The organism is Mycoplasma struthionis, from assembly GCF_003855455.1.
GTDB lineage: Bacteria > Bacillota_I > Bacilli_A > Mycoplasmatales > Metamycoplasmataceae > Metamycoplasma > Metamycoplasma struthionis.
Genome location: NZ_CP034044.1, coordinates 611,018 through 634,054 on the forward strand (window position 1 = coordinate 611,018; position 23,037 = coordinate 634,054).

A 23,037-nucleotide genomic window follows, 5' to 3' on the forward strand; every position below is an offset into this window, starting at 1 on the left:
AAAAATTAAAAACTGATTTTCTAAAATGAAATTCAATTTTTAATTTAAAGATATTATTTTCTAATATTTAGGGCTTTAATAGTTTCTAAATATAAGTTGTAATTTTCTTCTTTTAAGTGTGCTAGAAGAGCTTTACGGTGACTAACTTTAGCCATAAATCCACGCATTGAGTGTAAATCTTTTTTATTTACAGCAAAGTGTTTTTTTAAGCTTTCGATGTCTTCTGTTAAGATAGCAATTTGAACTGGTAAGTAACCTGTATCTTTTGCATTTCTTCCATATTTAGCAACTAATTCAGCTTTACGTTGTTTTGTTACCATTAAAGTTTCCTTTCATAACCTAGCAATAATCATAATTATTACCAAGGAATAAAAAATTTGTTGTTTAATTATTATTCTTAAGTATTATAGCACATTTTAAAATTTTTATATAAAAAATACGCATTAGCGTATTTCGGTCAATTTCTTGAAATGGTGCGAACGAATGGACTTGAACCATCGACCTCACGATTATCAGTCGTGTGCTCTAACCAACTGAGCTACGCTCGCATAATTATGGAGTTTTTTAACACTCCATACAATTATATCATAAAATTTATTAACGTTTTGAAAATTGTCTTGCTCTTCTAGCTTTTCTAAGACCAAATTTCTTACGTTCTTTAACACGGGCATCACGTGTTAAGAATCCAGCTTCTTTTAATTTAGATCTGTATTCGTTATTTGAAGCTTCTAATAGTCCTCTAGCAATACCTAATCTGATAGCTCCAGCTTGACCTGTTAAACCACCACCATTAACGTTAGCAAAAACATCAAATTGATTTACTGTTTCTGTAACTGCAAATGGACTTAAAGCATCTTTAATTAAAATTTCAGAATTTAAATATTCTTTTGATTCTTTACCGTTGATAATAAATTTACCACTACCTGGTAATAAATAAACTCTAGCAACTGAAGATTTTCTTCTTCCTAAACCATAGTATCTAATTTTGTCAGCCATTATTTAACCTCTACTTTAACAGGTTGTTGTGCAACTTGTTTGTGATCTGCACCTGCATAAACAAATAAGTTTTTAAATTGTTTACGTCCTAATTTGGTGTGAGGAAGCATTCCTCTTACAGCTTTTTCAACTAGTAATTCAGGTTTTTTTGCTCTTAAGTTAGCTGCTGTAATTTGTTTTAATCCACCAGGGTATCCTGTGTGGTGGTAGTAAATTTTCTTTTCATCTTTTTTAGCAGTTAATAATACATCTTTAGCATTAATTACAACTACATTGTCGCCCATGTCTACATTTGGAGTAAATGTTGGTTTATTTTTTCCACGTAACATTGAAGCAACAAGAGCTGAAAGTCTACCTAGAGGTACGTTGGTTGCATCGATAATGTATCATTTTTTGTCAACAGTTTGACTGTTTATAATTGTAGTTTGACGCATACTTTCTATATCCTTCTTATTGTTCTTTTTGTTTTAAAATACAAAAGTTATTATATCACATAAATGATTAATTTTTATAATATATTAATTTATTTTTGAAACCATATAAATAATTGCTGTTTCTGCTCTTAAAATTGACTTTGTTAAAGCAACTATTGAAACATTATTTTCTTTAGCTTTTTCGATTTCTTGTTTAGAAAATCCACCTTCTGGACCTACTATTAAAAGTACTTCTTCATATTTATTATTTAAAGCATTATTAAATTCTTTTTCATAAGCTAATATTTTATTTTTTATATTTAAAGAAATTAGTTTATCAAAATCAATTGGATCTTCAAGATATGGTATTTTATTTCTAAAAGATTGTTGAGCTGCTTCAAGAATAATTTTTTGATATCTTTGTTTTTTATTTTCAAATTTCAAATTAGATTTATCACAAAATTCTGAAATAAAAGGATAAATTCTTTTAACTCCTAATTCAGTACATTTTTGTAATGCTATTTCAAAATTGGCTTGTTTTATTAAAGGAATAGCAACAATTATATCCTGATCAATTTCATTATTAATATCTAACTTTTTTATTATATTAGCTTTGTCTGGATATTCATATTTACATAAATAAAATTCATTTTCAAAATTAATTAAAAATTCTTTATCTTTTATTCTAATTACTTTTAAATGATTAATTAATTCATTATCTAAAATAAAAGAATCATTTATTTTTTCATAAGCAAAAAAGCGATACATTTTAACTCCTTATAAAGTTTAAAAAGAAGGGTAAAACCCTTCAATTAATTAAAATTTTTTAATGTCTTCGTCACGAACCATGTGAGGTAATAAATCAGTTACTTTATATACTCTTTTTTCTGAAAGGTCTTTTTTATATAAATAAACTAATCCATCTGGTTTTAGAAATGTTGATATAACTTGTAAACATCCGGCACATGGATAAATAATTTCAGTCATATTACTTGTAACATGAATTTCTTTAAATGTACCAACAGTAGCGCCTTGAACTGGAGCGCTAAATAAAGCTGATCTCTCAGCACATAAACCACTTGGGTATGCTGGATTTTCACAGTTTACACCATAATATTCTTTACCATTTTCATCAATCGCACAAGCTGAAACTTGTACATGTGAATATGGAACGTAAGCGTATTTTAAATTTTCAACAATTTTTTCTTCTAATTTCATAATTAATATTTTACTACATAACTAATAAATATATAAATAATTTTAAAAACGAAAATATTTTAAAAAGTGTCAAGTATTTTTACTTAACATTTTTATTTTTATGTTAAAATAGTATTAGTTTAATTAAATATAAACTTTGAAAGGAATAAAATGGTTAAATTAAGATTAAAAAGAACCGGTAAAAAATTCCACGCTACATATAAAATCGTTGCTTCAGATGCAAGAAGCCCAAGAGATGGAAAATTTATCGACGAATTAGGTCACTACGACCCTCATACAAAAGCTTTAGTTTTAAATAAAGAACTTACAACACAATACCTAAACAATGGTGCTAAACCAACTGACACAGTTAGAACTCTACTTAAAAAAGACAACTTCTATTCAGAATATCTAAAAAAATAGTAATTTAATTTCTTATGAAAATAAACATTCTTACATTATTTCCAGAATATTTTGAGGCTTTTAAAACTCAAAGTATAATAGCAAAAGCAATTAAATTAGGTCATCTAGAAATAAATATTATTAACTTTAGAGATTTTTCAAAAGAAAAACATCATAAAGTTGACGATACTATTTACGGTGGTGGCGATGGAATGCTTTTACAAGTAGAACCTATTGACTTAGCCTTAGAAACAGTTAAAAATAGTTATAAATTGTTAGTTTCACCTCAAGGAAGTGTTTTTAATCAAAAAAAAGCTCATGAACTTTCTAAATTTGAAGAAATTACATTAGTTTGTGGCCATTATGAAGGATTTGATGAACGCGTTTTACACTTTGTTGATGAAGAAATTTCAATTGGTGATTACATTTTAACAGGTGGTGAAATTCCAGCAATGGCAATTGCTGAAGCAGTAGCTAGATTAGTGCCTGGAGTTTTAAAAAAAGGAAGTCATCAAAATGAAAGTTTTGAAGGTGAAGGTTTGTTAGATTTTCCACAATATACAAAGCCTGCTGAATATAAAGGTTTAAAAGTTCCAGAAGTTCTTTTAAGTGGAAATCATGCTTTAATTGAAAAATGAAGAAAAGAGAATGCTTATTTAAAAACATTGAAAAACCGAAAAGATATAATCGAAAGGAAAAAAAATGAGAACTAAATTATTAGAATTAGTTGAAAGAGATCAAATTAGAACCGATTTACCTCAAATTAGAGAAGGTTACAACGTAAGAGTTCACGTTAGAATTAAAGAAGGTAACAAAGAACGTATTCAAGTATTTGAAGGTTTAGTTATCGCATCATACGGAGAAGGTATTAATAAATCAATTACCGTAAGAAAAGATTCATACGGAATTGGTGTTGAAAGAATTTTCAAAATTAACTCACCTTTAATTTCAAACATTGAAGTAATTAGAAGAAACAAAGTTAGAAGAGCTAAACTATACTACATGAGAGAATTAAAAGGTAAAAGTGCTAGATTGAAAGAAATCAAAAAATCTAACTAGTATTATAACTATCCGCATTTTGCGGATTTTATTTTTCTTTTTTTAATATTTTTAGCATTAAAAATAGCAAAAAAATCAATTTTATTTCCCAATTAAGTAATTTAAATTCTAATATTTTAAAAAAATCTATAAAATTATTTGTAGATAAAATAAATGAGGTAGTTTTAAATGAACAATGAAGAAGACAAAAAAATAATTGAAGAAGTACAAAACCAAGTTAATGATTTTGATAAAAAAGAAGATGATAAAAAAATAAGCAATAACTTGGAAGACCAAATTAAAGCTTTAAAAGAAAAAGATTATTCAGATCAATTATTTAAAAAAGATAATAAAGAAAGTAACTCAAACAATGAAAACTCAACTAACAGAACTATAGCAATTTTAGGAATAGTATTTGGAGTTTTATATCCATTAATAGGTTTAATTCTTAGTTTAATAGCATATAGTAATGTAAAAAAAGATCAACCTAAAACACGAAAACTAGCAAGAGCAGGAGTTATTACTTCGGCAGTTTTCTTTGGAATATCAATATTATTTACAATGATTTTTTTTGGTCAGCATCTATTAAATTTATTTAGAGCTAATTAAAAATTAATCTTTTATTAAAATAATAAAGTCTTTTTTTCCTTTTTTTAATAAAGCATATTTAGAATCATATTTATTAAATTTAATTAAGTGATTTTCATCTAATATAAATTCTGAATCAATACTAAAAGACTTTTTAGAAATAAATTCTCTAACTTCTCTATTTGAAGTTAGAATTTTATTTTCTTTTATTACATCAATAAATTTTTCGTTTTCTTTTACTTTATAAGTTTTTAAAAAACCACAAAGCATTTCAATGTCTTCAATATTCAAATCGTTTTGATCTTTTGAAAATAAAATTTCACTTATTTTTTTACATTGTTTTACTAAAGATTCGTTATGAATATCTTTAACAATTTCATATGCTAAAGTTTTTTGAGCTATTCTTAAATACTTTGCTTCATTATGTTCAATCATTATTTTTTCAATTTGTGATATTTCTAAATGAGTTAATCATTTTAAATATTCCTCAATTTTTTCATCACTTTGATTTAATAAAAATTGATAAATTGAATATGGACTTGTCATGTCTTTATCAAGTCATAAACTACCACCACCAGTTGATTTACCGAATTTCACATTATTTTCGTCAACTAATAAATTCATTGTTAAGGCAATAGCATCAGCTTTTTCACCATGTAATTTTCTAATAATTTCAAGACCGGTTGTTATATTACCTCATTGATCTGAACCACCTACTTGAATTTTTACATTATTATTTTCAAAAAGAGTTTTAAAGTCTCAACCTTGAATTAATTGATAAGAAAATTCAGTGAATGATAAACCTTGAGATAATCTTGTTGCAATGCTTTCTTTTTCTAATAAATAATTAACATTAATTAATTTCCCAACATTTCTTAAAAAATCAACAACTGTTCAATTTTTATAAAATTCATAATTATCGATAACTTGTAAACCAAAAGATTCTAATTGTTTTTTTATAGCATTTTTATTTTCTAATAATGTTTCATTATCTAAAAATTTTCTTTCGCTTTCACGAAAACTAGGATCACCAATCATTCCGGTCATACCACCTAATATAGCAATAGGATTAAAACCAAATTCTTTGAATCTTAATAATGTAATAATTTGAACATAGTTTCCTAGATGCAAACTTTTTGCAGTTGGATCAAAACCAGAATAAACTCCTATGCCTTCAGATGCTAAATTATTAAATTTTTCAATACTTGAGATGTTATTGAAAACACCACGTTTTTTTAATTCTTTAAGAATATTATTTTCCATAAGTCTCCTTTTGCTATAATTAATAGGCACCGTTACTTTGGTGTATCATTAATATATTATATTATAAATCATTTTTATAAATATAATTATCATAAGGAGCAGATATGAAAATAAAAATTATTCCAGATTCATCTTGTGGTTTAACTAAAGAACAAGCTCTAGAATTAGGTTGAGATTTATTACCTATAAGAGCTGAAATTGATAACAAAACTTATGAAATCGGTGTTAATATCACTGTTGATGAATTTGCAAAGATTTGAAGAGCTAATAAAAAAGTTGATGCCCTTACATTTGCAACTCCTCCTGGACAAGCACAAATATTAGTTGATAAATATTTAGCAGAAGGATATGACATGATTTTATTCTATCCTATATCTAATAAATTATCATCACAAACAAATTCTTTAAAAACATTTTTCAAAGATAATAAACAAGTTTATGTAGTAGATTCAATTAAAATTTCATATTTAATTTTTAGAGATCTATTATTATTTGATGAAAAAATTAAAGCTGGCGAAAAATTTGAAGATGCTATTAAACATTTTTCAAAAAATGAAGAAAGAACTATTTTAATTCCTGAATTTAATGATGCTTTAGTCAAAGGTGGACGTTTATCAAAAAGTGCTGCCGCTATTGCTAAATTATTAAAAATAGTACCTGTTATTAAATTTGATGAAAAAGGTGCTTTAGAAAAAGAATCTATTGGGCGTGTATTTAATAAAATGGTTGAAAAATATGCAAACGAATTAATAGATGAAAAAAGTTCACAAAATTCAGAAAATCATTATTTTATAATAATGCATTCTAATAATTTAAATATAAAAGAATTTGTTAAAAAAATAAAAGAAAACAAGAATTTAAAAAATCCTGTTTTAGTAAGTAATTTATCAACTGAAATAGCTATTCATACCGGAATAGGGGCTATCTGTATGGTTTATGTTAAAATTGATGAAGAAATTAAAGAAACTGTCCTTAAATACTTCGAACAAGTTTAATAATTAAAAAATTTGGGTTTTATAACCCAAATTTTTATTTCTTTAATTCTTCGACAGGGTATACTGAAGCGAATTTTCTATTGATTCTGTTTTCGAATTTAACAACACCATCGATTAATGCATATAGTGTGTCGTCTTTACCACGTCCAACGTTGTTTCCTGGGAAAATTTTTGTTCCTCTTTGTCTATAAATAATGCTTCCTGCTAAAATAAATTGTCCGTCTGTAGCTTTAACTCCAAGTCTTCTTCCGGCTGAGTCTCTACTATTAGAGGTTGTTCCACCTGATTTCGTATGTGCCATAGTCTACTATTTTCCTTTGATTTCTAAGATTTTAACTCTTGTATAAGGTTGACGGTGTCCTAATTTACGTTTGTGAGTTGATTTTGCATTATGTCTATAAACAACGATTTTTTTAGCTTTTCCTTGTTTTTCAATGGTTCCTAAAACAGAAGCGCCTTTAATAAATGGTGTACCAATTTTTTCGTCAATTGCTAAAACTTTATCAAAAACTACTTGGTCACCTTCAACGCCTTCAATTTTTTCGATGTAAATTACATCGCCTGGTTTAACAATAATTTGTTTTCCACCAGTTTCGATAATTGAGAATGTCATTTGGTCTCCTTATATTTTGTCACATCTTGAAGGTACTAAAATTAGTTTAAAAACCTTTTCAGAATGGTTACTCTATAAGTAACGCTTATATTATACCATAATTAAAAAAATAAATAGACAACTAATTGTCTATTTATTTGATTTTTTATTCTTCATCATCACTGTAATTATCATCTAAGTTTTCACTATCTTCATTAACATCTAAACTATCATCATCGTTTTCATAATCTTCTTGATTTTCTTCATCTTCTAAATAATCTTCGCTAGTTGAAAAATCATTTACAAATTGGTTTGTTAATGATTCAATATCTAGTTCTTCTGTATCAGAATCATCTTCTTCATTTTCTTCTATTTGAGTTTTGAAATATGAAATTGATGGTCTAATATCATATTTAGAGTGTTCTTCAAATGGATATAAAGAGGTTCCTGAAGGTATTTTTTTACCAACAATAATGTTTTCTTTTAATCCAGTTAAATTATCTGAACGTGATGAAATAGCGGCATGAACTAAGATTTTGCTTGTTTCTTGATATGAAGCAGCAGCTAAGAATGAGTCAGATAATAAAGGAACTTGTTTAGCACCTTTAATAACAACTTTTCCATATGCTGGTCTTAGATTTTTTGTTAATAAATGAGCATTTTCTTCTTGATAATCGAAAATATCTACAATAGCTCCAGCAAAGAATTTTGAATCTCCTGGATCTGAGATGATAATTTTTGACATCATTTGACGAATAATAATTTCAATATATTTATCAGAAATTGCAATACCTTGAATTCTGTAAATTCTTTGAATTTCTTTTAATAAGTAGTTTTGAACTGTAATTGTATCAGTTAGGTTTAATAACTCTTTTAGAATAATAGGACCTTCTGAAAGTTTTTGACCTATTTTTACAAAATCGCCTTCTTTAACTCTTAATTTTTTAGTTGTATTAACTTCTAAAGTATGAGTTGCAATAACTTGACGTTTTTTATTTCTTGTTTCAATAGTTACATAGTATAAAGTATTATTTTTTTCATCTACTTTAATTTCAGTTACATAACCTTGATATGGAGAAATAGTTGCAGGACGACCTCATGGTTGTTCGTGAGCATCGATTAACTCAATTAATCTAGTAAAACCACCAGTAATATCTTCAACACCAGCAACCCCACCAGTATGGAAGGTTCTCATGGTTAGCTGAGTACCAGGTTCACCGATTGATTGAGCAGCGATAATACCAACTGCTTCACCGATATTAACAACTCTATTTGTTGCTAAGTCTTTACCAAAACACATTTTACATACACCATTTCTAGTGTTGCAACCAAGAATTGATCTAATTTCAACTTCTTTTATATTATCTTTAATAATAATTTGTGCTTTTTCTTCGCTTATTAATTCATTTCTATCACAAATTGTGATACCTTTTGAATTTATAATTGGTTTATTTGTAAAACGACCAATTATTCTTTCTCTTAATGAAACGATGGTTTGTTTTGTTTTTGTATCAATTATATCTTTTGCTACATAACCATAATCAGAACCACAGTTTTTCTCTCTAACAACTATATTCTGAGCAACGTCAACTAGTCTACGTGTTAAATAACCAGATTTTGCAGTGTTTAAGGCAGTATCGGTTAACCCTTTACGAGCCCCGTGAGTTGATGAATAGAATTCAAATCCTGTTAGACCTTCAATAAATGATGATTTAACTGGAACTTCAACTGTTGATCTAACAACTCTATCGTTTTTAGCATCGGCTTTGGTAGTTTTGGTGTTGTTAGCCATTAATCCCCGCATACCAGCTAATTGAACGAAGTTAGAAATATTACCACGAGCCCCTGAGTTAATCATAGTTATAACTGAGTTTTGTGGGTTTTCTTTAATAATTTGTTGAAGTTCAGCTTGAATTTTATCTTTCACTTCAGCTCATTTTTTAATTGTTAATGAGTAACGATCATCATCAGTAATTCAACCTAAATTGTAGTAATTTTTAAGTTGATTAATGTATTCATCACCTTCTGCTATATATTCTTGTTTTTTATCAGTTTCTAAAATATCAGAGAATGAAATTGAAATACCTGAAATTGTTGAATAATCAAATCCTAATTGTTTAATGTCATCTAGAATAGATGCAACAATGTTTGTATATTTAAATCAAACACCATCTAAAATTTTAGCTTTTTCTTCAGCTGTTAAAGGAATGAAAGTTCTTGAATTGATTCTTTCTGGGTTAAGTTGTTCAACTCTAGCTTTTTCTTCAGCTGTAAATTTAGAAAGTAGAATAGCATGTTCACCATTGATTTTTTTGTTTTCGTATGTTTTTAGTTCTAAATAATAAATCATTGAATCATTTGGATCTATGTTGTCATTTAAAAGATCGATTACTTTTGCAACGTCGCTCATTGAAATTGTTGCAACGTATTTATCAAAAGCAAAACGAATAATTTTAGCAATATTCTTTTTATTAAATGCTTCTAAAATTGAAAGTTCAAATTTAATGTAATTTGGAATATTTGTACCAGCAGGAACTACATAACGTGAAAAACCAATACTATATTCATCTAATGAAGTTGCTTTATTTACTTTATTATCGTAAATAAATGGGAATGTTTCAGGGAAAATTCTATTAAAAATGAATTTACCAACTGTTGAAATTACATATTGTTGTTTAGGATGAGGAACAAATAATTTAGATGCTTTTACTTCATTTGCTGGTAAAGCAACTCTAGCATGTAATGAAACTTTTTTAGCTTCATATGCTCTCATCATGTGTTCATAATTATCAAACACTCTTCCTTCACCTAAAGCTTCACTTTCTTCTATTGTTAAGTAGTATAAACCTAAAACCATATCTTGAGATGGGTTAATAATAGGTTCACCATCTTTAGGACCTAAAATGTTTTTATTAGCTAACATTAATTCACGACTTTCTAAAAGTGCTTTTTCAGAAATAGGAACGTGAACAGCCATTTGGTCACCATCGAAGTCAGCGTTAAATGGGGTACATACTAATGGGTGCAATCTAATAGCTTTACCACGTACTAAAACAGGTTCAAAAGCTTGAATTGAAAGTCTATGTAAAGTAGGTGCCCGGTTTAAAAGAACTAATTTTCCTTCAATTGCTTTTGCAACGTGAGGTCAAATAATTGGATTTTGATCTTCAATTATTTTTTTAGCGTTTTTAATAGTTGTAGCAACTTCTTTTTCAATTAGACGCGCAATTATTCAAGGTTCGAATAATTTTGCAGCCATTTCACGAGGTATACCACATTGATGCATTTTTAAAGTAGGTCCAACAACGATAACAGAACGACCTGAATAGTCTACCCGTTTACCTAATAAGTTTTGTCTAAAACGACCTTTTTTACCAGTTAAAGCATCTGAAATTGATTTAAATGGACGATTGTCTTTTGATAAAACAGGATTTGGTGTTCTTCTTTGGTTATCAATTAATGCATCAACTGCTTCTTGAATCATTCTAAGTTCGTTTTGTAAAACTAAAGTAGGAGCATCTTTTTCTTGTCATTGTTGTAGACGGTTATTTCTAATAATTACACGACGGTATAATTCGTTAATATCAGAAGTTGAGTGACGACCACCATCTAACTGAATTAAAGGTCTTAAATCAGCTGGAATAACAGGTAAGTTATAAATTAACATACTTGTTGGATCTTGTTTTGATTCAATAAATGCATTAATAACTTGTAGTCTCTTATATAATTTTTCACGACTCTGACGTGAAGTTGATGCAAATCTTTCAGGGTTTGCATTTTCTTCTAGATTTAATTTTTCAATTTCTCCAGAAACATATGCTTTTTCAGCTCTTAAATCTAATTTTTTTAATAAATATTCAATAGCTAAAGCACCTGTACCAATTTTTGCATTTGAATAATGTTCAATAACTTCATTTAATTCATAAAAGTCAATTCCATATTCTTGACCAATTTTTGAAGTAGCTTTTTCTACTAATGCTTCTAAGGTTTCATGAATATCTTCATATTCTTCGCTACCTTTTTCAAATCTTTGAATTAATTCTTCTAAAGCTGCTTTATATATAATAGCAGCTTCATTAATTTCAATTATTTGATTTTTAGGTAATGATTTTAGTCCACCATCTTCTAAAACTATATGGCTTTTGTAATAAATTAAGTTTTCTAATTCTTCTCTTCTAACAGTATCGCTACCATTTGATGAACGTAAACCTAATAATTTATATAAAATTGAGTGGTCAACTTTAAAATATCAAAAGTGAACAACAGGGCTATTTAATTTAATATGACCCATGTGATTTCTTCTTGCTATTTTAGGTAAAATTTGAACATTTTCTCTTTTACATAATTCAGTTCTTGTACAGTAACTACCTTCATTAATTTTTTTGTATTTATATCCACAAACTGGACAACGGTAGTCAATCATTGGACCAAAAATTATTTCATCAAATAGCCCACCTCGTTCTGGTTTATAGCTTTTGTAGTTAATAGTTTCTGGTTTTGTAACTTCACCATGAGATCATTTTTCAACATCTTCTGGAGTAGCCAATGCTAATGAAATTCTAGTTATTCTTTCTTCATCTAAAGATTCGTATTTTGAATTCTTTTTCATTATTCTGCTCCTCCTTCAAATTCTTGATAATATTTAGTTTCTGATCTTCCATCATCATCTTGACGATTTTCATCTTTTTGATGTGCTTGTAATTTAATTCCTAAACTACGTAATTCGTAAGATAAAACGTTAAATGATTCAGGCATACCTGGTTTTGGTAATCTTGTATTTCTTGCTAATGCATTATACAATTGATTTCTTCCCGCAATATTATCTGATTTGTATGTTAATAATTCTTGTAAAACATTTGCTGCACCATATGATTCAATTGCTCATGTTTCCATTTCCCCAAATCTTTGTCCCCCGTTTTGACTTTTTCCTCCAAGAGGTTGTTGGGTAATTAATGAATAAGGACCAACTGAACGTGCGTGCATTTTGTCATCTACCATGTGGTAAAGTTTTAAATAATACATTATACCAACAGAAATTGGGTGATCAAATGGTTGACCAGTTTGACCATCATATACTACTGATTTTCCGCTAGCATCGATGTTTGCTTCTTCTAAAATTTCTTTAATTTGATTATGTGAAATACCGTCAAAAATAGGAGTTACGAATTTAGTATTTAGTTTTTTAGCAGCTAAACCTAAATGTAATTCTAAAACTTGACCGATATTCATACGTGAAGGAACCCCTTGTGGGTTTAAAACGATATCTAATGGAGTACCGTCTTCTAAATAAGGCATTTCTTCTACTGGTAAAACAATAGAAACAACCCCTTTATTACCATGACGTCCAGCCATTTTATCCCCAACTTTAATTTTACGTTTTTGAGCTATTGATACTTTAACAATAATTTCAATTCCGTCTTCTAATTGATCACCACTTTCACGACTTAAAACTTCTACTGCAACAACAGTTCCGTTATGACCGTGTTTTACTTTTAATGATGTATCTTTTCTTGATGCTGTTTTTTGGCCAAAAATTGCAGCCATCAATTTTTCTTCAGGAGTTGGGTTTTCTTCACCTTTTGGACTTGTTCTACCAACTAATATATCTCCTGCTGTAACTTCTGAACCAACTCTAACGATTCCGTTTTCATTTAAAAATCTCTTAGCGTGGTTTGAAACATTAGGAATATCAGTTGTTAATCAGTCTTCACCAGCTTTAGATTGTCTAAATTGAATTGTTTGTTCTTCTATGTGAATTGAAGTATAAACATCATCTTTAACTAATCTTTCTGATAAAACAACGGCATCTTCATAGTTATAACCATGTCATGTTGTAAAACCGACTAAAACGTTTTTACCTAATGCCATTTCACCGTTTTTCATAGATGGGCCATCTACTAATAAATCACCTGCTTCGATGTGTTGACCTTTTTTAACTAATGGAACTTGGTGAATTAATGTTCCTTGGTTAGATCTTTCAAAAGTTCTTAAATGATATAAATCTAATTTTGAATTTTTTGATGCATCTTCTGGCTTTATTTTTATAACTTCAGCATCAACATATTCAACTATGCCAGCTCTATTTGCTCTGATATTTGTTGAAGAATATTTTGCTATATCAGCTTCTACACCTGTTGCAACTAAAGGAGCTTCAGGGAATAAAACTGGAACTGCTTGACGTTGCATGTTAGAACCCATAAGTGCCCGGTTAGCATCGTCATTTTCTAGAAATGGAATTGCTGAAGCAGCTATAGATGTCATTTGACGTGATGAAACTCCTAAATAATCAACATCATCAGCTGATACTTCTATAAATTCATTATCTTTTCTAGCCATAACTCTTTCATCAACTATAACACCATCTTCAATGTTAACTGTTGACTGAGCAAAAGTAAATCCTGCTTCTTCAATTGCTGTTAGGTATACAGGTTCACTAAAATCAACTCTTCTATTTCTTACTCTAAAATATGGTGATTGAATAAAACCAAATTTGTCGATTTGTGAAAATGAAGCTAGGTTTAAAATCAAACCGATGTTAGGTCCTTCTGGTGTTTCAATTGGACAAATTCTACCAAAGTGAGTTGGGTGAACGTCCCGAACTTCAAATTGTGCAGTATCACGATTTAACCCTCTAGGTCCTAATGAAGTAATTCTTCTTTTGTTTGAAATTTCTGCTAATGGATTACATTGATCCATAAATTGAGATAGTTTTGATGTATTGAAAAATGATTTGAATTGATTAAATATAGGTTTGTTATTTGTAACATTTTTAGGTGTTATTTTATCAATATCTTTAGTTGAAATTCTTTCTCTAGTATTTTTTTCTAGTTTAATTAAACCAACTCTAAATTGATTTTGTAATAATTCACCTATAGTAACTATTCTTTTGTTAATTAATGAATCGGGATCATCATCAACACCGACTTTAGAAAGTAAATTAAAGTAATATGAAATAGTAGCAATTAAGTCAGGAATTAATAAAAAGTTTTCATCAGCTGTAGGATCATTTCCTAAAACTAAAACTTTTTGATCATGAATCATATCATTTTCTGTTGGATAGATTCAAACACTTGGAACGCTTAAACGACTTGCTAATTTTTCGTTTCCTGGTTGTTCTAATTGGTTTCCATAAACATATTCATTAATATCAGGAAGATTTCACATAGGAATAATACCTAATTTAAATTCTTCATGAATTTTTCTTGCCATATCTCATGTTATAAAATCATTTTTTTTGTATAGTAATTCTCCTTTATCTGAAAAAATACTTTCAGCTAAAAATGAGTTTGCTATTCTTTCTATAACATTTAATTTTCTATTTAAAGTAAAACGACCAATTTGTGTTAAGTTGTATCTTTTTTCATTAAATAGTGTAGAAGGAATCAAGTTTCTAGCTGATTCGACAGTCATACGATCACCTTTTCTAATGATTCTATAAATTGCTTCTTGAGCTTCTCTTGTGCTTTCTTCTAAACTTAAACCGACAATTTTATCTTTTTTAAGTGTTTCTTCTAATTCTGCTATATCGCCAAACATAGCTCTAATACCAGTTTCAGAAAAACCTAAAGCTTTTAAAAATGTGGTTAATAAAAATGATTTATTTTTGTCAATATGAATTTTTACTGAATCAGCGTTTGCTGAAGTTACTTTGTGATAAATTTCTACTCATGACCCAACTTGAGGTATAATTTCAACTTTGTTAAATAAGTCATTAGCTTTTTTATTTCTAACGTTTAAACCAAAGTATGCTCCAGTTGATCTAATTAACTGTGAAACAATAACTTTTTCAGAACCGTTAATAATAAATGACCCACCGTATGTCATGATAGGAATTTCTGCAAATACTACTTCACTTTCTTCAACTTCACCAGTTTCTAAATTTATTTGACGTAATCTTGCTTTTAATTTACCTTGATATGATGATCCTTTTTGTTTCGCTTCTTTAATGCTTTCGAACTCAGATTTTTTAGGGTAGTCAAAATGTGCAGAATTTCAAACATATTCGATTCTCACTTTTCCGTGAGATTCGATTGGATATATGTTTCTTAATTCTTCTTCGATGCCTTGATGGATAAAATTTTCTACTGATGTTCTTTGCATTTCAAGAAAGTCTGGAGTAGCGAATTTCTTTTGACTAATTGAATAGTCTCTTCGCTCTGTAATTGGACCAAATTTTCTTAGTTCATATTTTGCTTTCACCATATCTACCTCATTTATTTTAATTTTTTATTTTTTTAATCTATATTCAGTTTTTGTTATATACTATACGCGCGTATGTATATATATAAAATAAAATACAAAACGCGGCCAATAAAGCCCGTTTTGTTTATATTTTATTTATTAGTCTAAAGTTACTTCAGCACCAGCTTCAGTTAATTTAGCTTTGATTTCTTCTGCTTCTTCTTTCTTAACGTTTTCTTTAATTACAGCAGGAGCTGATTCTACTAATTTTTTAGCGTCCATTAAACCTAAACCTGTTAATTCTTTAACAACTTTAATTACGTTTAATTTGTTTCCACCGTCTGATTTTAAAGTTACGTTGAAGATTAATTTTTCTTCAGCAGCTTCTGCTGAAGCAGCAGGAGGAGCAGCAGCTACAACAGCTGTAGGATCAATTCCAAATTCTTCTTTTAATCCTTCAACTAATTCCATAACTTCTTTAATGTTCATTTCTTTTAATGCTGAAACGAATTCTTCTTTTGTTAATTTTGCCATGTTTTTCTCCTTAAATAAATTATTCAGATACTTTTCCTTGTTTAACTAACTCATTAAGACCAATAGCTAAATTTCTGATTGGGCTCAATAATGAATTTCCAAGAATCATAAGTGATTCTTCGTATGAAGGAAGTTTTGAAATTTCATCTAATGCTTTAGCATCGACTACTTTATTTTCATAAATTCCACTTACTAATTCAAAAGCAGGGAATTGTTTTTTGAATTTTGCTAATGCTTTTAATGATGTTAAATCATCTTCTTTTGCAAATGCAAAGATATTTTGACCTACTAAAGAGTCGTTTAATTCAGAAAATTCTAATTGATTTAAAGCTTGTTTTACTAATCTGTTTTTGTAAACTTTTAATAAAACGTTACTTTTAGCTAATTCAGCACGAATTGTTTGTAATGAAACAACATCTAATGTTTTATAGTTAACTACAAATAAAGCTTTAGATTCTTTGAAATTTTCAACGATTTCGTTAACAACAACGACTTTAGCGTCTCTTAAAGCACTCATTTTTTCCTCCTATATTATTATTTGCAAAATATGACGAATAAACATACTCGGTAACATTATTAAGCTTGTGCCGTTACTGTCTTCATATATTGCTTTTGTATTTTACCACATTTTTTATATTTTTTATAAAAAAATAGTAAGAAATTAATCTTACTATTTTAATTATTAATCTTCGTCAACTGCGACTTTTCCACCACGTTTTTTGATAATTTCATCTGCCAAGTTTCTTGGTAATTTTTCGTAGTGATCAAATCACATTTGATATGTTCCACGACCTGTGGTCATAGATCTTAATTGAGTTGCATAACCAAACATTTCACTTAATGGAATAAATGCTTTAATAACATGTGCTCCATCATTTCTTGTTTCATTGTCACGAACTTGTCCTCTACGACGTGAGATATCTCCCATAACGTCACCAAAGAAGTCTTCAGGGGCAACAACTGCAACGTCCATAATAGGTTCTAATAGAACTGTTCCTAATTGTTCACGACCTTTTGTAAGTGATTTAGAAGCAGCAATTTTATATGCTAATTCAGATGAATCGACTTCATGGTATGAACCATCAAATAAAGTAGCTTTAACGTCAATCATTGGATATCCAGCTAAAATACCAATATCCATTTTTTCACGTAAACCTTTTTCAATTGATTTAATGTATTCTTTAGGAATTTTACCACCAACAATTTTGTCGATGAATTCAAAACCACCATCTGGGTTTGGTTCATATTTAATTCAAACGTGACCATATTGACCTTTACCACCAGATTGTTTTTTGTGAATTCCTTCAACTTCTGCTGATTTTGTAATTGTTTCACGGTATGAAACTTGAGGAGCTCCAACGCTAACTTCTACTTTAAATTCACGTTTTAAACGGTCAACAATAATGTCTAAGTGAAGTTCACCCATACCAGCAATAATTGTTTGTCCTGTTTCTTCGTCTGTGTAGTATTTAAATGTAGGGTCTTCTGCTGCTAATCTTTGTAAAGCTAAAGATAATTTTTCAGAAGCGTCTTTTGTTTTAGGTTCAATTGCTTGAGAAATAACTGGTTCAGGGAAGTTCATGTTTTCTAAAACGATGTCTTTGTGTTTTTCATCGATTAATGTGTCCCCTGTAGTTGTAACTTTTAAACCAACTGCAGCAGCTATATCACCAGCTCTAACTTCTTCTATATCTGAACGGCTGTTTGCATGCATTAATAGAATTCTTGATAATCTTTCTTTTTCACCTTTTGTTGAGTTATAAACGTATGATCCTTTTGTTATAACACCTGAGTAAACTCTAAAGAATGTTAAGTTACCAACAAATGGGTCATTCATAACTTTAAATGCTAATGATGAGAAGAATTCATCATCTGAAGCAGGTATAGAAATTTCTTCTTCACCTTTGTATGCTTTCATAGCTGGAATATCAACTGGGCTAGGTAGATAATCAACAACAGCATCTAACATTAATTTAACACCTTTGTTTTTAAATGATGTTCCACAAACTACTGGGAAATATTGAGCGCTAATTGTTGCTTTTCTAATAGCTTTTTTCATTAATTCAGCTGAAACAGGTTGTTCAGCTAATAATAATTCCATGATTTCTTCATCAAAGTCTGCTAGAGATTCTGCTAATGAAGCTCTCATTAAATCAGCTTCATCTTTTAAATGAGCAGGAATTTCAATTTCTTTAGCATTTTCATCAACTGAACCGTCATATGAATATGCTTTCATTTCTACTAAGTCAATAATACCTTCGAATTGTGCTTCTTCACCGATATTTAATTGAATAGCGTGAGCATTTGCTCCTAATAATTTTCTTAAAGATTCAACAGAAGCTTTAAAGTTTGCCCCCATTTTGTCCATTTTGTTAACATAAACAATTCTAGGAACACCATAGTTTGTTGCTTGTCTTCAAACTGTTTCTGTTTGAGGTTCAACACCTGATTGAGCGTCTAAAACTGCAACAGCACCGTCTAATACACGTAATGAACGTTCAACTTCGATTGTAAAGTCAACGTGTCCTGGTGTATCGATAATGTTTAATCTTTTACCTTTTCAGTAAGCTGTTGTAGCAGCTGAGGTAATTGTAATACCTCTTTCTTGTTCTTGAACCATTCAGTCCATTTGTGAAGCACCTTCGTGTGTTTCACCTATTTTGTGAATTTTTCCTGTGTGGAATAAAACACGTTCTGTAGTTGTTGTTTTACCAGCATCGATGTGAGCCATGATACCAATATTACGGTAATCTTGTAATTTGTATTCTCTTGCCATAATTAAATTTCCTTATTATAAGATTATCATCTGAAATGAGCGAATGCTTTGTTTGATTCGGCCATTTTGTGGGTATCTTCACGTTTTTTGATTGCTCCACCCATTTTGTTTGAAGCGTCAATAATTTCGTGTGCTAATTTTTCTTCCATTGTTTTGTCGTTTCTTAAACGAGCATATTGGATTAATCATCTTAATGCTAATGTTTGTTTTCTTTTAGCACTAACTTCACAAGGAACTTGGTAGTTTGATCCACCAACTCTTCTTGATCTTACTTCTAATTGAGGGCTAATGTTTTCTAAAGCAACATTAAACACTTCGATTGCTTCTTTACCTGTTTTGTTTTTAATAATTTCAAAAGCGTTGTATAAAATATTTTCAGCGATAGATTTTTTACCATCTAACATAATTGTGTTGATTAATTTTGTAATAACTTTAGAGTTAAAAACTGGATCTGCTAAAACGTCTCTAACGGGTGCTTTATGTTTTCTTGACATATTTTTTCCTTTCTTAACTTTCTAATTAATTACCTTTAGGTCTTTTTGTTCCGTAAATTGAACGACCTTGTTTTCTCTTATCAACACCAGCGGCATCTTGTGTACCTCTAACGATTGTGTATCTAACCCCAGGTAAATCTTTAACTTTACCTCCACGGATTAAAACAACTGAGTGCTCTTGTAAATTATGTCCTTCTCCAGGGATATAAGCTGTAACTTCTTGACCATTTGATAATCTAACACGGGCATATTTACGAATAGCTGAGTTAGGTTTTTTAGGTGTCATAGTAGCCACACGAGTACATACACCACGTTTAAATGGTGCAGGAATGTATTTTTCTTTTTTTTGTAAAGAGTTGTACATCTTTAATAAAGCAGGTGCTTTTGATTTAGATGTTTTATCTTTACGGCCTTGTTTAACTAATTGTGCAACTGTAGGCATATTTTGTTTCCTTTCTTAAGATTTATTTGTTTGGTATTTGCTATTTTATATAAATACATGTATATTATACAACAACTAAACCGGTGTTTAACAAAAATTATTTTATTTTTTAACTAAATAAAAATAGACCTAAATAAAAAGGTCTATTTTAAAACTATATTATTTATTTGAAAAGAATTTTTTTTCTAAGTTTTCTAGATATTCATTTAAAAATTCATTTAGTGGTTTTTCTAAAATAGTTTTACCATCATCATATGAATAGAAAATTGGCGAAGATGAATTATAGAAAAGATCTTCTATGTCTCCATCTCTATAAGTTAATCATGAATTCTTTTGAATTTGTTGATATAGTGGATCTTGTGATCTAACTGTAGCAAGATATTCATCATAATGCTTGTTAAATTCTTTTTTATCCATTTTTGTTAATTGTTCAGTTTCTTTTAAAATCTTTGCTCTATCGTCTGCTTTTTTCATTCATTCAATTTGGCTTGTAATTGAAGAATCATTTGCTTTTGTTTGAGTTTCTTCTGGAAGATCTTTTTTCTGTTGATCTTCTATTATTTTTAGTGACTCATTAAAGAATCTAATTTTAAAAGTTTGATTTAAATATTCTTGATATGTCTTTATTAAAGACATTTCTTTTTTAAATAAGTTATTATAAAAAATTATAAAGTGTGATAAAACTCTTGGGGCAACAGGGTTATTTTGTTCAATTTTTTTAACGTCTAATTTAATTTGTTCTGGATAATTAAAATCATTTAATTGTTTTTCATTTTTTAAAGAATGAAGTTCTTCAGCTAAATCTTTTTTGTGTTTATATTGAGCTACATTATATGAAATTAAATAAATAGTTAAAACTAATAAATTAAATGTAAATACTCAAATTATTGCAAAAGTTAACATTGCTAAAAAAGCTGGAAAATAATTATTTGATTGTTCATTTCTATTAATGATTTTCCCAATCATTACAGAATTGAAAATAATTGCAGCTAATGCTAGTATATTTGCTATTAAAAAATTAACAAGTCCATTTGATTTAAAATTAAAACCTTGTAAATATTTAATAACTAAATCTTTTCCTAAAATTTCTTGAGTTTTTTTAATGCTCTTTTTAAAGTTAACTATATATTTTAAAAGAAAAAAAGAACAAGCAATTAAAATAATTAATGACCCTGCAAATGCTAATAAATAGTTATTGCTTTTAGTAGCTACTGCAGATGTATTTTCTGCATAATTTAAAACATTAATCATTTGTTTCTCCTTTACTATCATCTTTATTTTCTTGTTTTATTTCTTCAGAATTTTCATTTTGTTTTGAATTATCTTCAAAAATACTACTTATTTTATCAATTAATTCTTCTTTTTTAAGTTGTTCTGGTTCAAAAATATTTAGTTTTTGAGCCATTAAAATTAATTGTTCTTGATTTAATTTAGCAAGTTTTGTACGATATGAATTTTCTTGATTTTGGTTTTGTTCGTTTTGAGACATTTCTGTTTCTTTTGGTTTTTGTGTATTGCTTTGATTTGGTTGCAAGGCATTTAACATCGCCATAAATGAATCATTACTGTTAGCCATTGTACTCATTATTTGTCTTTGGTTTATTATTGCAGTTAAGTATTTAAATGAGTTGATTATCTTTTTACATCTCATAAAAACAGCAAAGTAAATAATGATAAATCAAATTGTTGCTACAGTTCATAATATTTTTGATACGTCTCATGGTGCTATAACAAAATAACTTGTACCATTAAAAATAATATTAATAATTAAAAAGATAAAAACAAAGTTATAAATTATTAATAAAGGCATTGAATAATTACCATAGTTTTTTTGAATAACCGATCTTGCGAAAGAATATATATGTCAAATATAAACTCAAAGAGTTAATAAAAATATAATTGAATACATTGAAAGAGTTCTTAATATTACTCTTTGAGAATTTTCATCTGCTCCGCCTGCTCCAAAACGATTTGTTATTTCAGAAAGAAAATGTCCATAATAGTTTTCTTTATTTATAACAAAATGTAATAAAGCAGTTAATTGTAAAATTATAGTTATTGCAAAAACAGCTGTAAATGAAGCAAATCAAGCCATAAATCTTTTTGAATTTTTTGAATAGTATTCATTTACATCATTATATGCATCTAAATTAATACCTCTCATGCTTTTTTTCTCCTTAATAAAATAAATATAATTATATAAAATTTCAATGATTTTTGCTAATTATTAGTGCATTCATTAGCCATTATTTCAGGTAAAGGTACCTCAAAATGTTTTTCTTCACCATTTTTAAAAACAAATGATAATTCTTTAGCATGTAATCTTTGATTAAAATCATCAACTTTTTTATTATAAATAGGGTCTCCATAAACTGGGTGTTTTATATAAGCTAAATGAACTCTTATTTGATGTGTTCTTCCAGTTTTTAAATTACACTGAATTAAAGTTTTATCTTTATTATCAATTTTTAAGTATTTTAAAACCTTAACAATTGTGTATGCATTTTTTGAATTTTTTTCAGTAACACAATATTTTTGACGGTTTTTTGGATCTCTTCCTATTGGTAAATCTAGGTGTAATTCTTTATTTTCTATTATGCCATCTACTATTGCATAATAAGTTCTTTTTATTTCGTGTTTTTTTAATAAAGATGCAAAGTAATTATGACTTTCATTATTTTTTGCAATTATTAAAAGTCCACTTGTATCTTTATCAATTCTATGAACTACTCCCATTCTTAATAAACCATTAACATTTGATAAATTATTTTTAAAATGATACATTAAAGCATTAACTAAAGTTGAGTCTTTATGTCCTGGTGCTGGATGAACTACTAAGCCTGATGGTTTATTAATAATTAAATAATCATCACATTCGTATACTATATCTAAAGGCATTTTTTGAGCTTCTAGTTTTATTTCTTTATCAATTAATTTAATTATTTCAATTTCATCATTTTCATTTACTACATATTTGTTTTTATTAATCTTTTTTTGATTAACAAAAACGGCACCTTGTTCAATTAGTGCTTGAATATCATTTCTAGTTATTTCTGAATTATTTGCAATATATTTATCAATTCTTTCTGAATATTTAGCAATTATTTTTAACATATTTAAATTATA

The 23,037-nt window shown here is 28.3% G+C and carries 23 protein-coding genes and 1 tRNA gene; 5 read left to right on the plus strand and 19 right to left on the minus strand.

The window, feature by feature from the left end; all coding sequences use genetic code 4:
• Positions 1 to 53: 53 nt before the first annotated feature.
• The 6 genes from rpsO to EGN60_RS02745 all read right to left on the minus strand — a co-directional run bounded on the left by rpsO (position 54) and on the right by EGN60_RS02745 (position 2,627).
• On the minus strand, positions 54 to 320 hold the full coding sequence (gene rpsO / locus EGN60_RS02720) for a 30S ribosomal protein S15 (protein ID WP_124724544.1): 267 nt from the start codon (positions 318 to 320) through the stop codon (positions 54 to 56).
• Positions 321 to 471: 151 nt separating this feature from the next.
• Positions 472 to 548, minus strand: a tRNA-Ile gene (locus tag EGN60_RS02725).
• A 49-nt stretch (positions 549 to 597) separates the two neighbouring features.
• Positions 598 to 996, minus strand: coding sequence for a 30S ribosomal protein S9 (rpsI, locus tag EGN60_RS02730; RefSeq protein WP_124724545.1), 399 nt, complete (start codon positions 994 to 996; stop codon positions 598 to 600).
• Positions 996 to 1,430, minus strand: coding sequence for a 50S ribosomal protein L13 (gene rplM / locus EGN60_RS02735; RefSeq protein WP_124724546.1), 435 nt, complete (start codon positions 1,428 to 1,430; stop codon positions 996 to 998). Before rplM ends, rpsI begins: the two co-directional genes overlap by 1 nt.
• Positions 1,431 to 1,514: 84 nt before the next feature.
• The gene (locus tag EGN60_RS02740; protein WP_124724547.1) at positions 1,515 to 2,177 is read right to left on the minus strand and encodes a 16S rRNA (uracil(1498)-N(3))-methyltransferase; all 663 of its coding nucleotides are present in this window, start codon (positions 2,175 to 2,177) and stop codon (positions 1,515 to 1,517) included.
• Positions 2,178 to 2,225: 48 nt separating this feature from the next.
• The gene (locus EGN60_RS02745) at positions 2,226 to 2,627 is read right to left on the minus strand and encodes a cytidine deaminase (protein ID WP_124724548.1); all 402 of its coding nucleotides are present in this window, start codon (positions 2,625 to 2,627) and stop codon (positions 2,226 to 2,228) included.
• Positions 2,628 to 2,777: 150 nt separating this feature from the next.
• Between EGN60_RS02745 and rpsP the strand changes: the two genes are divergently transcribed.
• The 4 genes from rpsP (at position 2,778) to EGN60_RS02765 (ending at position 4,655) form a co-directional block, all read left to right on the plus strand.
• Positions 2,778 to 3,029 carry a 30S ribosomal protein S16 gene (gene rpsP, locus EGN60_RS02750; RefSeq protein WP_124724549.1) on the plus strand — a complete coding sequence of 84 codons (252 nt, stop codon included), beginning with the start codon at positions 2,778 to 2,780 and terminating at the stop codon, positions 3,027 to 3,029.
• A 14-nt stretch (positions 3,030 to 3,043) separates the two neighbouring features.
• Positions 3,044 to 3,721 carry a tRNA (guanosine(37)-N1)-methyltransferase TrmD gene (trmD, locus tag EGN60_RS02755; protein ID WP_124724550.1) on the plus strand — a complete coding sequence of 226 codons (678 nt, stop codon included), beginning with the start codon at positions 3,044 to 3,046 and terminating at the stop codon, positions 3,719 to 3,721.
• Complete coding sequence (rplS, locus tag EGN60_RS02760) at positions 3,711 to 4,067, plus strand: 50S ribosomal protein L19 (RefSeq protein WP_124724551.1); 357 nt, start codon at positions 3,711 to 3,713, stop codon at positions 4,065 to 4,067. Before trmD ends, rplS begins: the two co-directional genes overlap by 11 nt.
• A 168-nt stretch (positions 4,068 to 4,235) precedes the next feature.
• On the plus strand, positions 4,236 to 4,655 hold the full coding sequence (locus EGN60_RS02765; RefSeq protein ID WP_124724552.1) for a DUF4190 domain-containing protein: 420 nt from the start codon (positions 4,236 to 4,238) through the stop codon (positions 4,653 to 4,655).
• Between the two features lie 3 nt (positions 4,656 to 4,658).
• Here the strand turns inward: EGN60_RS02765 and tyrS are convergent, their stop codons facing one another.
• Positions 4,659 to 5,897, minus strand: coding sequence for a tyrosine--tRNA ligase (gene tyrS / locus EGN60_RS02770; RefSeq protein ID WP_124724553.1), 1,239 nt, complete (start codon positions 5,895 to 5,897; stop codon positions 4,659 to 4,661).
• 104 nt (positions 5,898 to 6,001) lie between these two features.
• Here tyrS and EGN60_RS02775 point away from each other — a divergent pair, with 104 nt between their 5' ends.
• Complete coding sequence (locus EGN60_RS02775) at positions 6,002 to 6,892, plus strand: DegV family protein (RefSeq protein ID WP_124724554.1); 891 nt, start codon at positions 6,002 to 6,004, stop codon at positions 6,890 to 6,892.
• A gap of 34 nt (positions 6,893 to 6,926) precedes the next feature.
• Here EGN60_RS02775 and rpmA read toward each other — a convergent pair whose 3' ends face one another.
• From rpmA to EGN60_RS02835, 12 genes are all read right to left on the minus strand, one after another.
• Positions 6,927 to 7,193 carry a 50S ribosomal protein L27 gene (gene rpmA / locus EGN60_RS02780; protein WP_124724555.1) on the minus strand — a complete coding sequence of 89 codons (267 nt, stop codon included), beginning with the start codon at positions 7,191 to 7,193 and terminating at the stop codon, positions 6,927 to 6,929.
• A gap of 6 nt (positions 7,194 to 7,199) precedes the next feature.
• Entirely contained in the window at positions 7,200 to 7,505 is a 306-nt protein-coding gene (gene rplU / locus EGN60_RS02785) for a 50S ribosomal protein L21 (RefSeq protein WP_124724556.1), read from the minus strand.
• A gap of 145 nt (positions 7,506 to 7,650) precedes the next feature.
• The gene (rpoC, locus tag EGN60_RS02790) at positions 7,651 to 12,093 is read right to left on the minus strand and encodes a DNA-directed RNA polymerase subunit beta' (RefSeq protein ID WP_124724557.1); all 4,443 of its coding nucleotides are present in this window, start codon (positions 12,091 to 12,093) and stop codon (positions 7,651 to 7,653) included.
• Positions 12,093 to 15,686 (minus strand): DNA-directed RNA polymerase subunit beta, encoded by a 3,594-nt coding sequence (gene rpoB / locus EGN60_RS02795; protein WP_124724558.1) that lies wholly within the window; start codon positions 15,684 to 15,686, stop codon positions 12,093 to 12,095. The genes rpoC and rpoB overlap by 1 nt, the downstream gene beginning before the upstream one ends.
• A gap of 138 nt (positions 15,687 to 15,824) precedes the next feature.
• Complete coding sequence (gene rplL / locus EGN60_RS02800; RefSeq protein WP_124724559.1) at positions 15,825 to 16,199, minus strand: 50S ribosomal protein L7/L12; 375 nt, start codon at positions 16,197 to 16,199, stop codon at positions 15,825 to 15,827.
• A gap of 19 nt (positions 16,200 to 16,218) precedes the next feature.
• On the minus strand, positions 16,219 to 16,716 hold the full coding sequence (rplJ, locus tag EGN60_RS02805; protein ID WP_124724560.1) for a 50S ribosomal protein L10: 498 nt from the start codon (positions 16,714 to 16,716) through the stop codon (positions 16,219 to 16,221).
• Between the two features lie 165 nt (positions 16,717 to 16,881).
• Positions 16,882 to 18,975, minus strand: a complete 2,094-nt coding sequence (fusA, locus tag EGN60_RS02810; protein ID WP_124724561.1) for an elongation factor G — start codon at positions 18,973 to 18,975, stop codon at positions 16,882 to 16,884.
• A gap of 23 nt (positions 18,976 to 18,998) precedes the next feature.
• Entirely contained in the window at positions 18,999 to 19,469 is a 471-nt protein-coding gene (gene rpsG / locus EGN60_RS02815; RefSeq protein ID WP_124724562.1) for a 30S ribosomal protein S7, read from the minus strand.
• 25 nt (positions 19,470 to 19,494) lie between these two features.
• Complete coding sequence (gene rpsL / locus EGN60_RS02820; RefSeq protein WP_124724563.1) at positions 19,495 to 19,911, minus strand: 30S ribosomal protein S12; 417 nt, start codon at positions 19,909 to 19,911, stop codon at positions 19,495 to 19,497.
• A 159-nt stretch (positions 19,912 to 20,070) separates the two neighbouring features.
• Complete coding sequence (locus EGN60_RS02825; protein ID WP_124724564.1) at positions 20,071 to 21,162, minus strand: hypothetical protein; 1,092 nt, start codon at positions 21,160 to 21,162, stop codon at positions 20,071 to 20,073.
• Positions 21,155 to 22,075: a hypothetical protein gene (locus EGN60_RS02830; protein WP_124724565.1), complete on the minus strand. Its 921-nt coding sequence runs from the start codon at positions 22,073 to 22,075 to the stop codon at positions 21,155 to 21,157. Before EGN60_RS02830 ends, EGN60_RS02825 begins: the two co-directional genes overlap by 8 nt.
• 56 nt (positions 22,076 to 22,131) lie before the next feature.
• Positions 22,132 to 23,025 (minus strand): RluA family pseudouridine synthase, encoded by an 894-nt coding sequence (locus EGN60_RS02835; RefSeq protein ID WP_124724566.1) that lies wholly within the window; start codon positions 23,023 to 23,025, stop codon positions 22,132 to 22,134.
• Between the last annotated feature and the right edge of the window lie 12 nt (positions 23,026 to 23,037).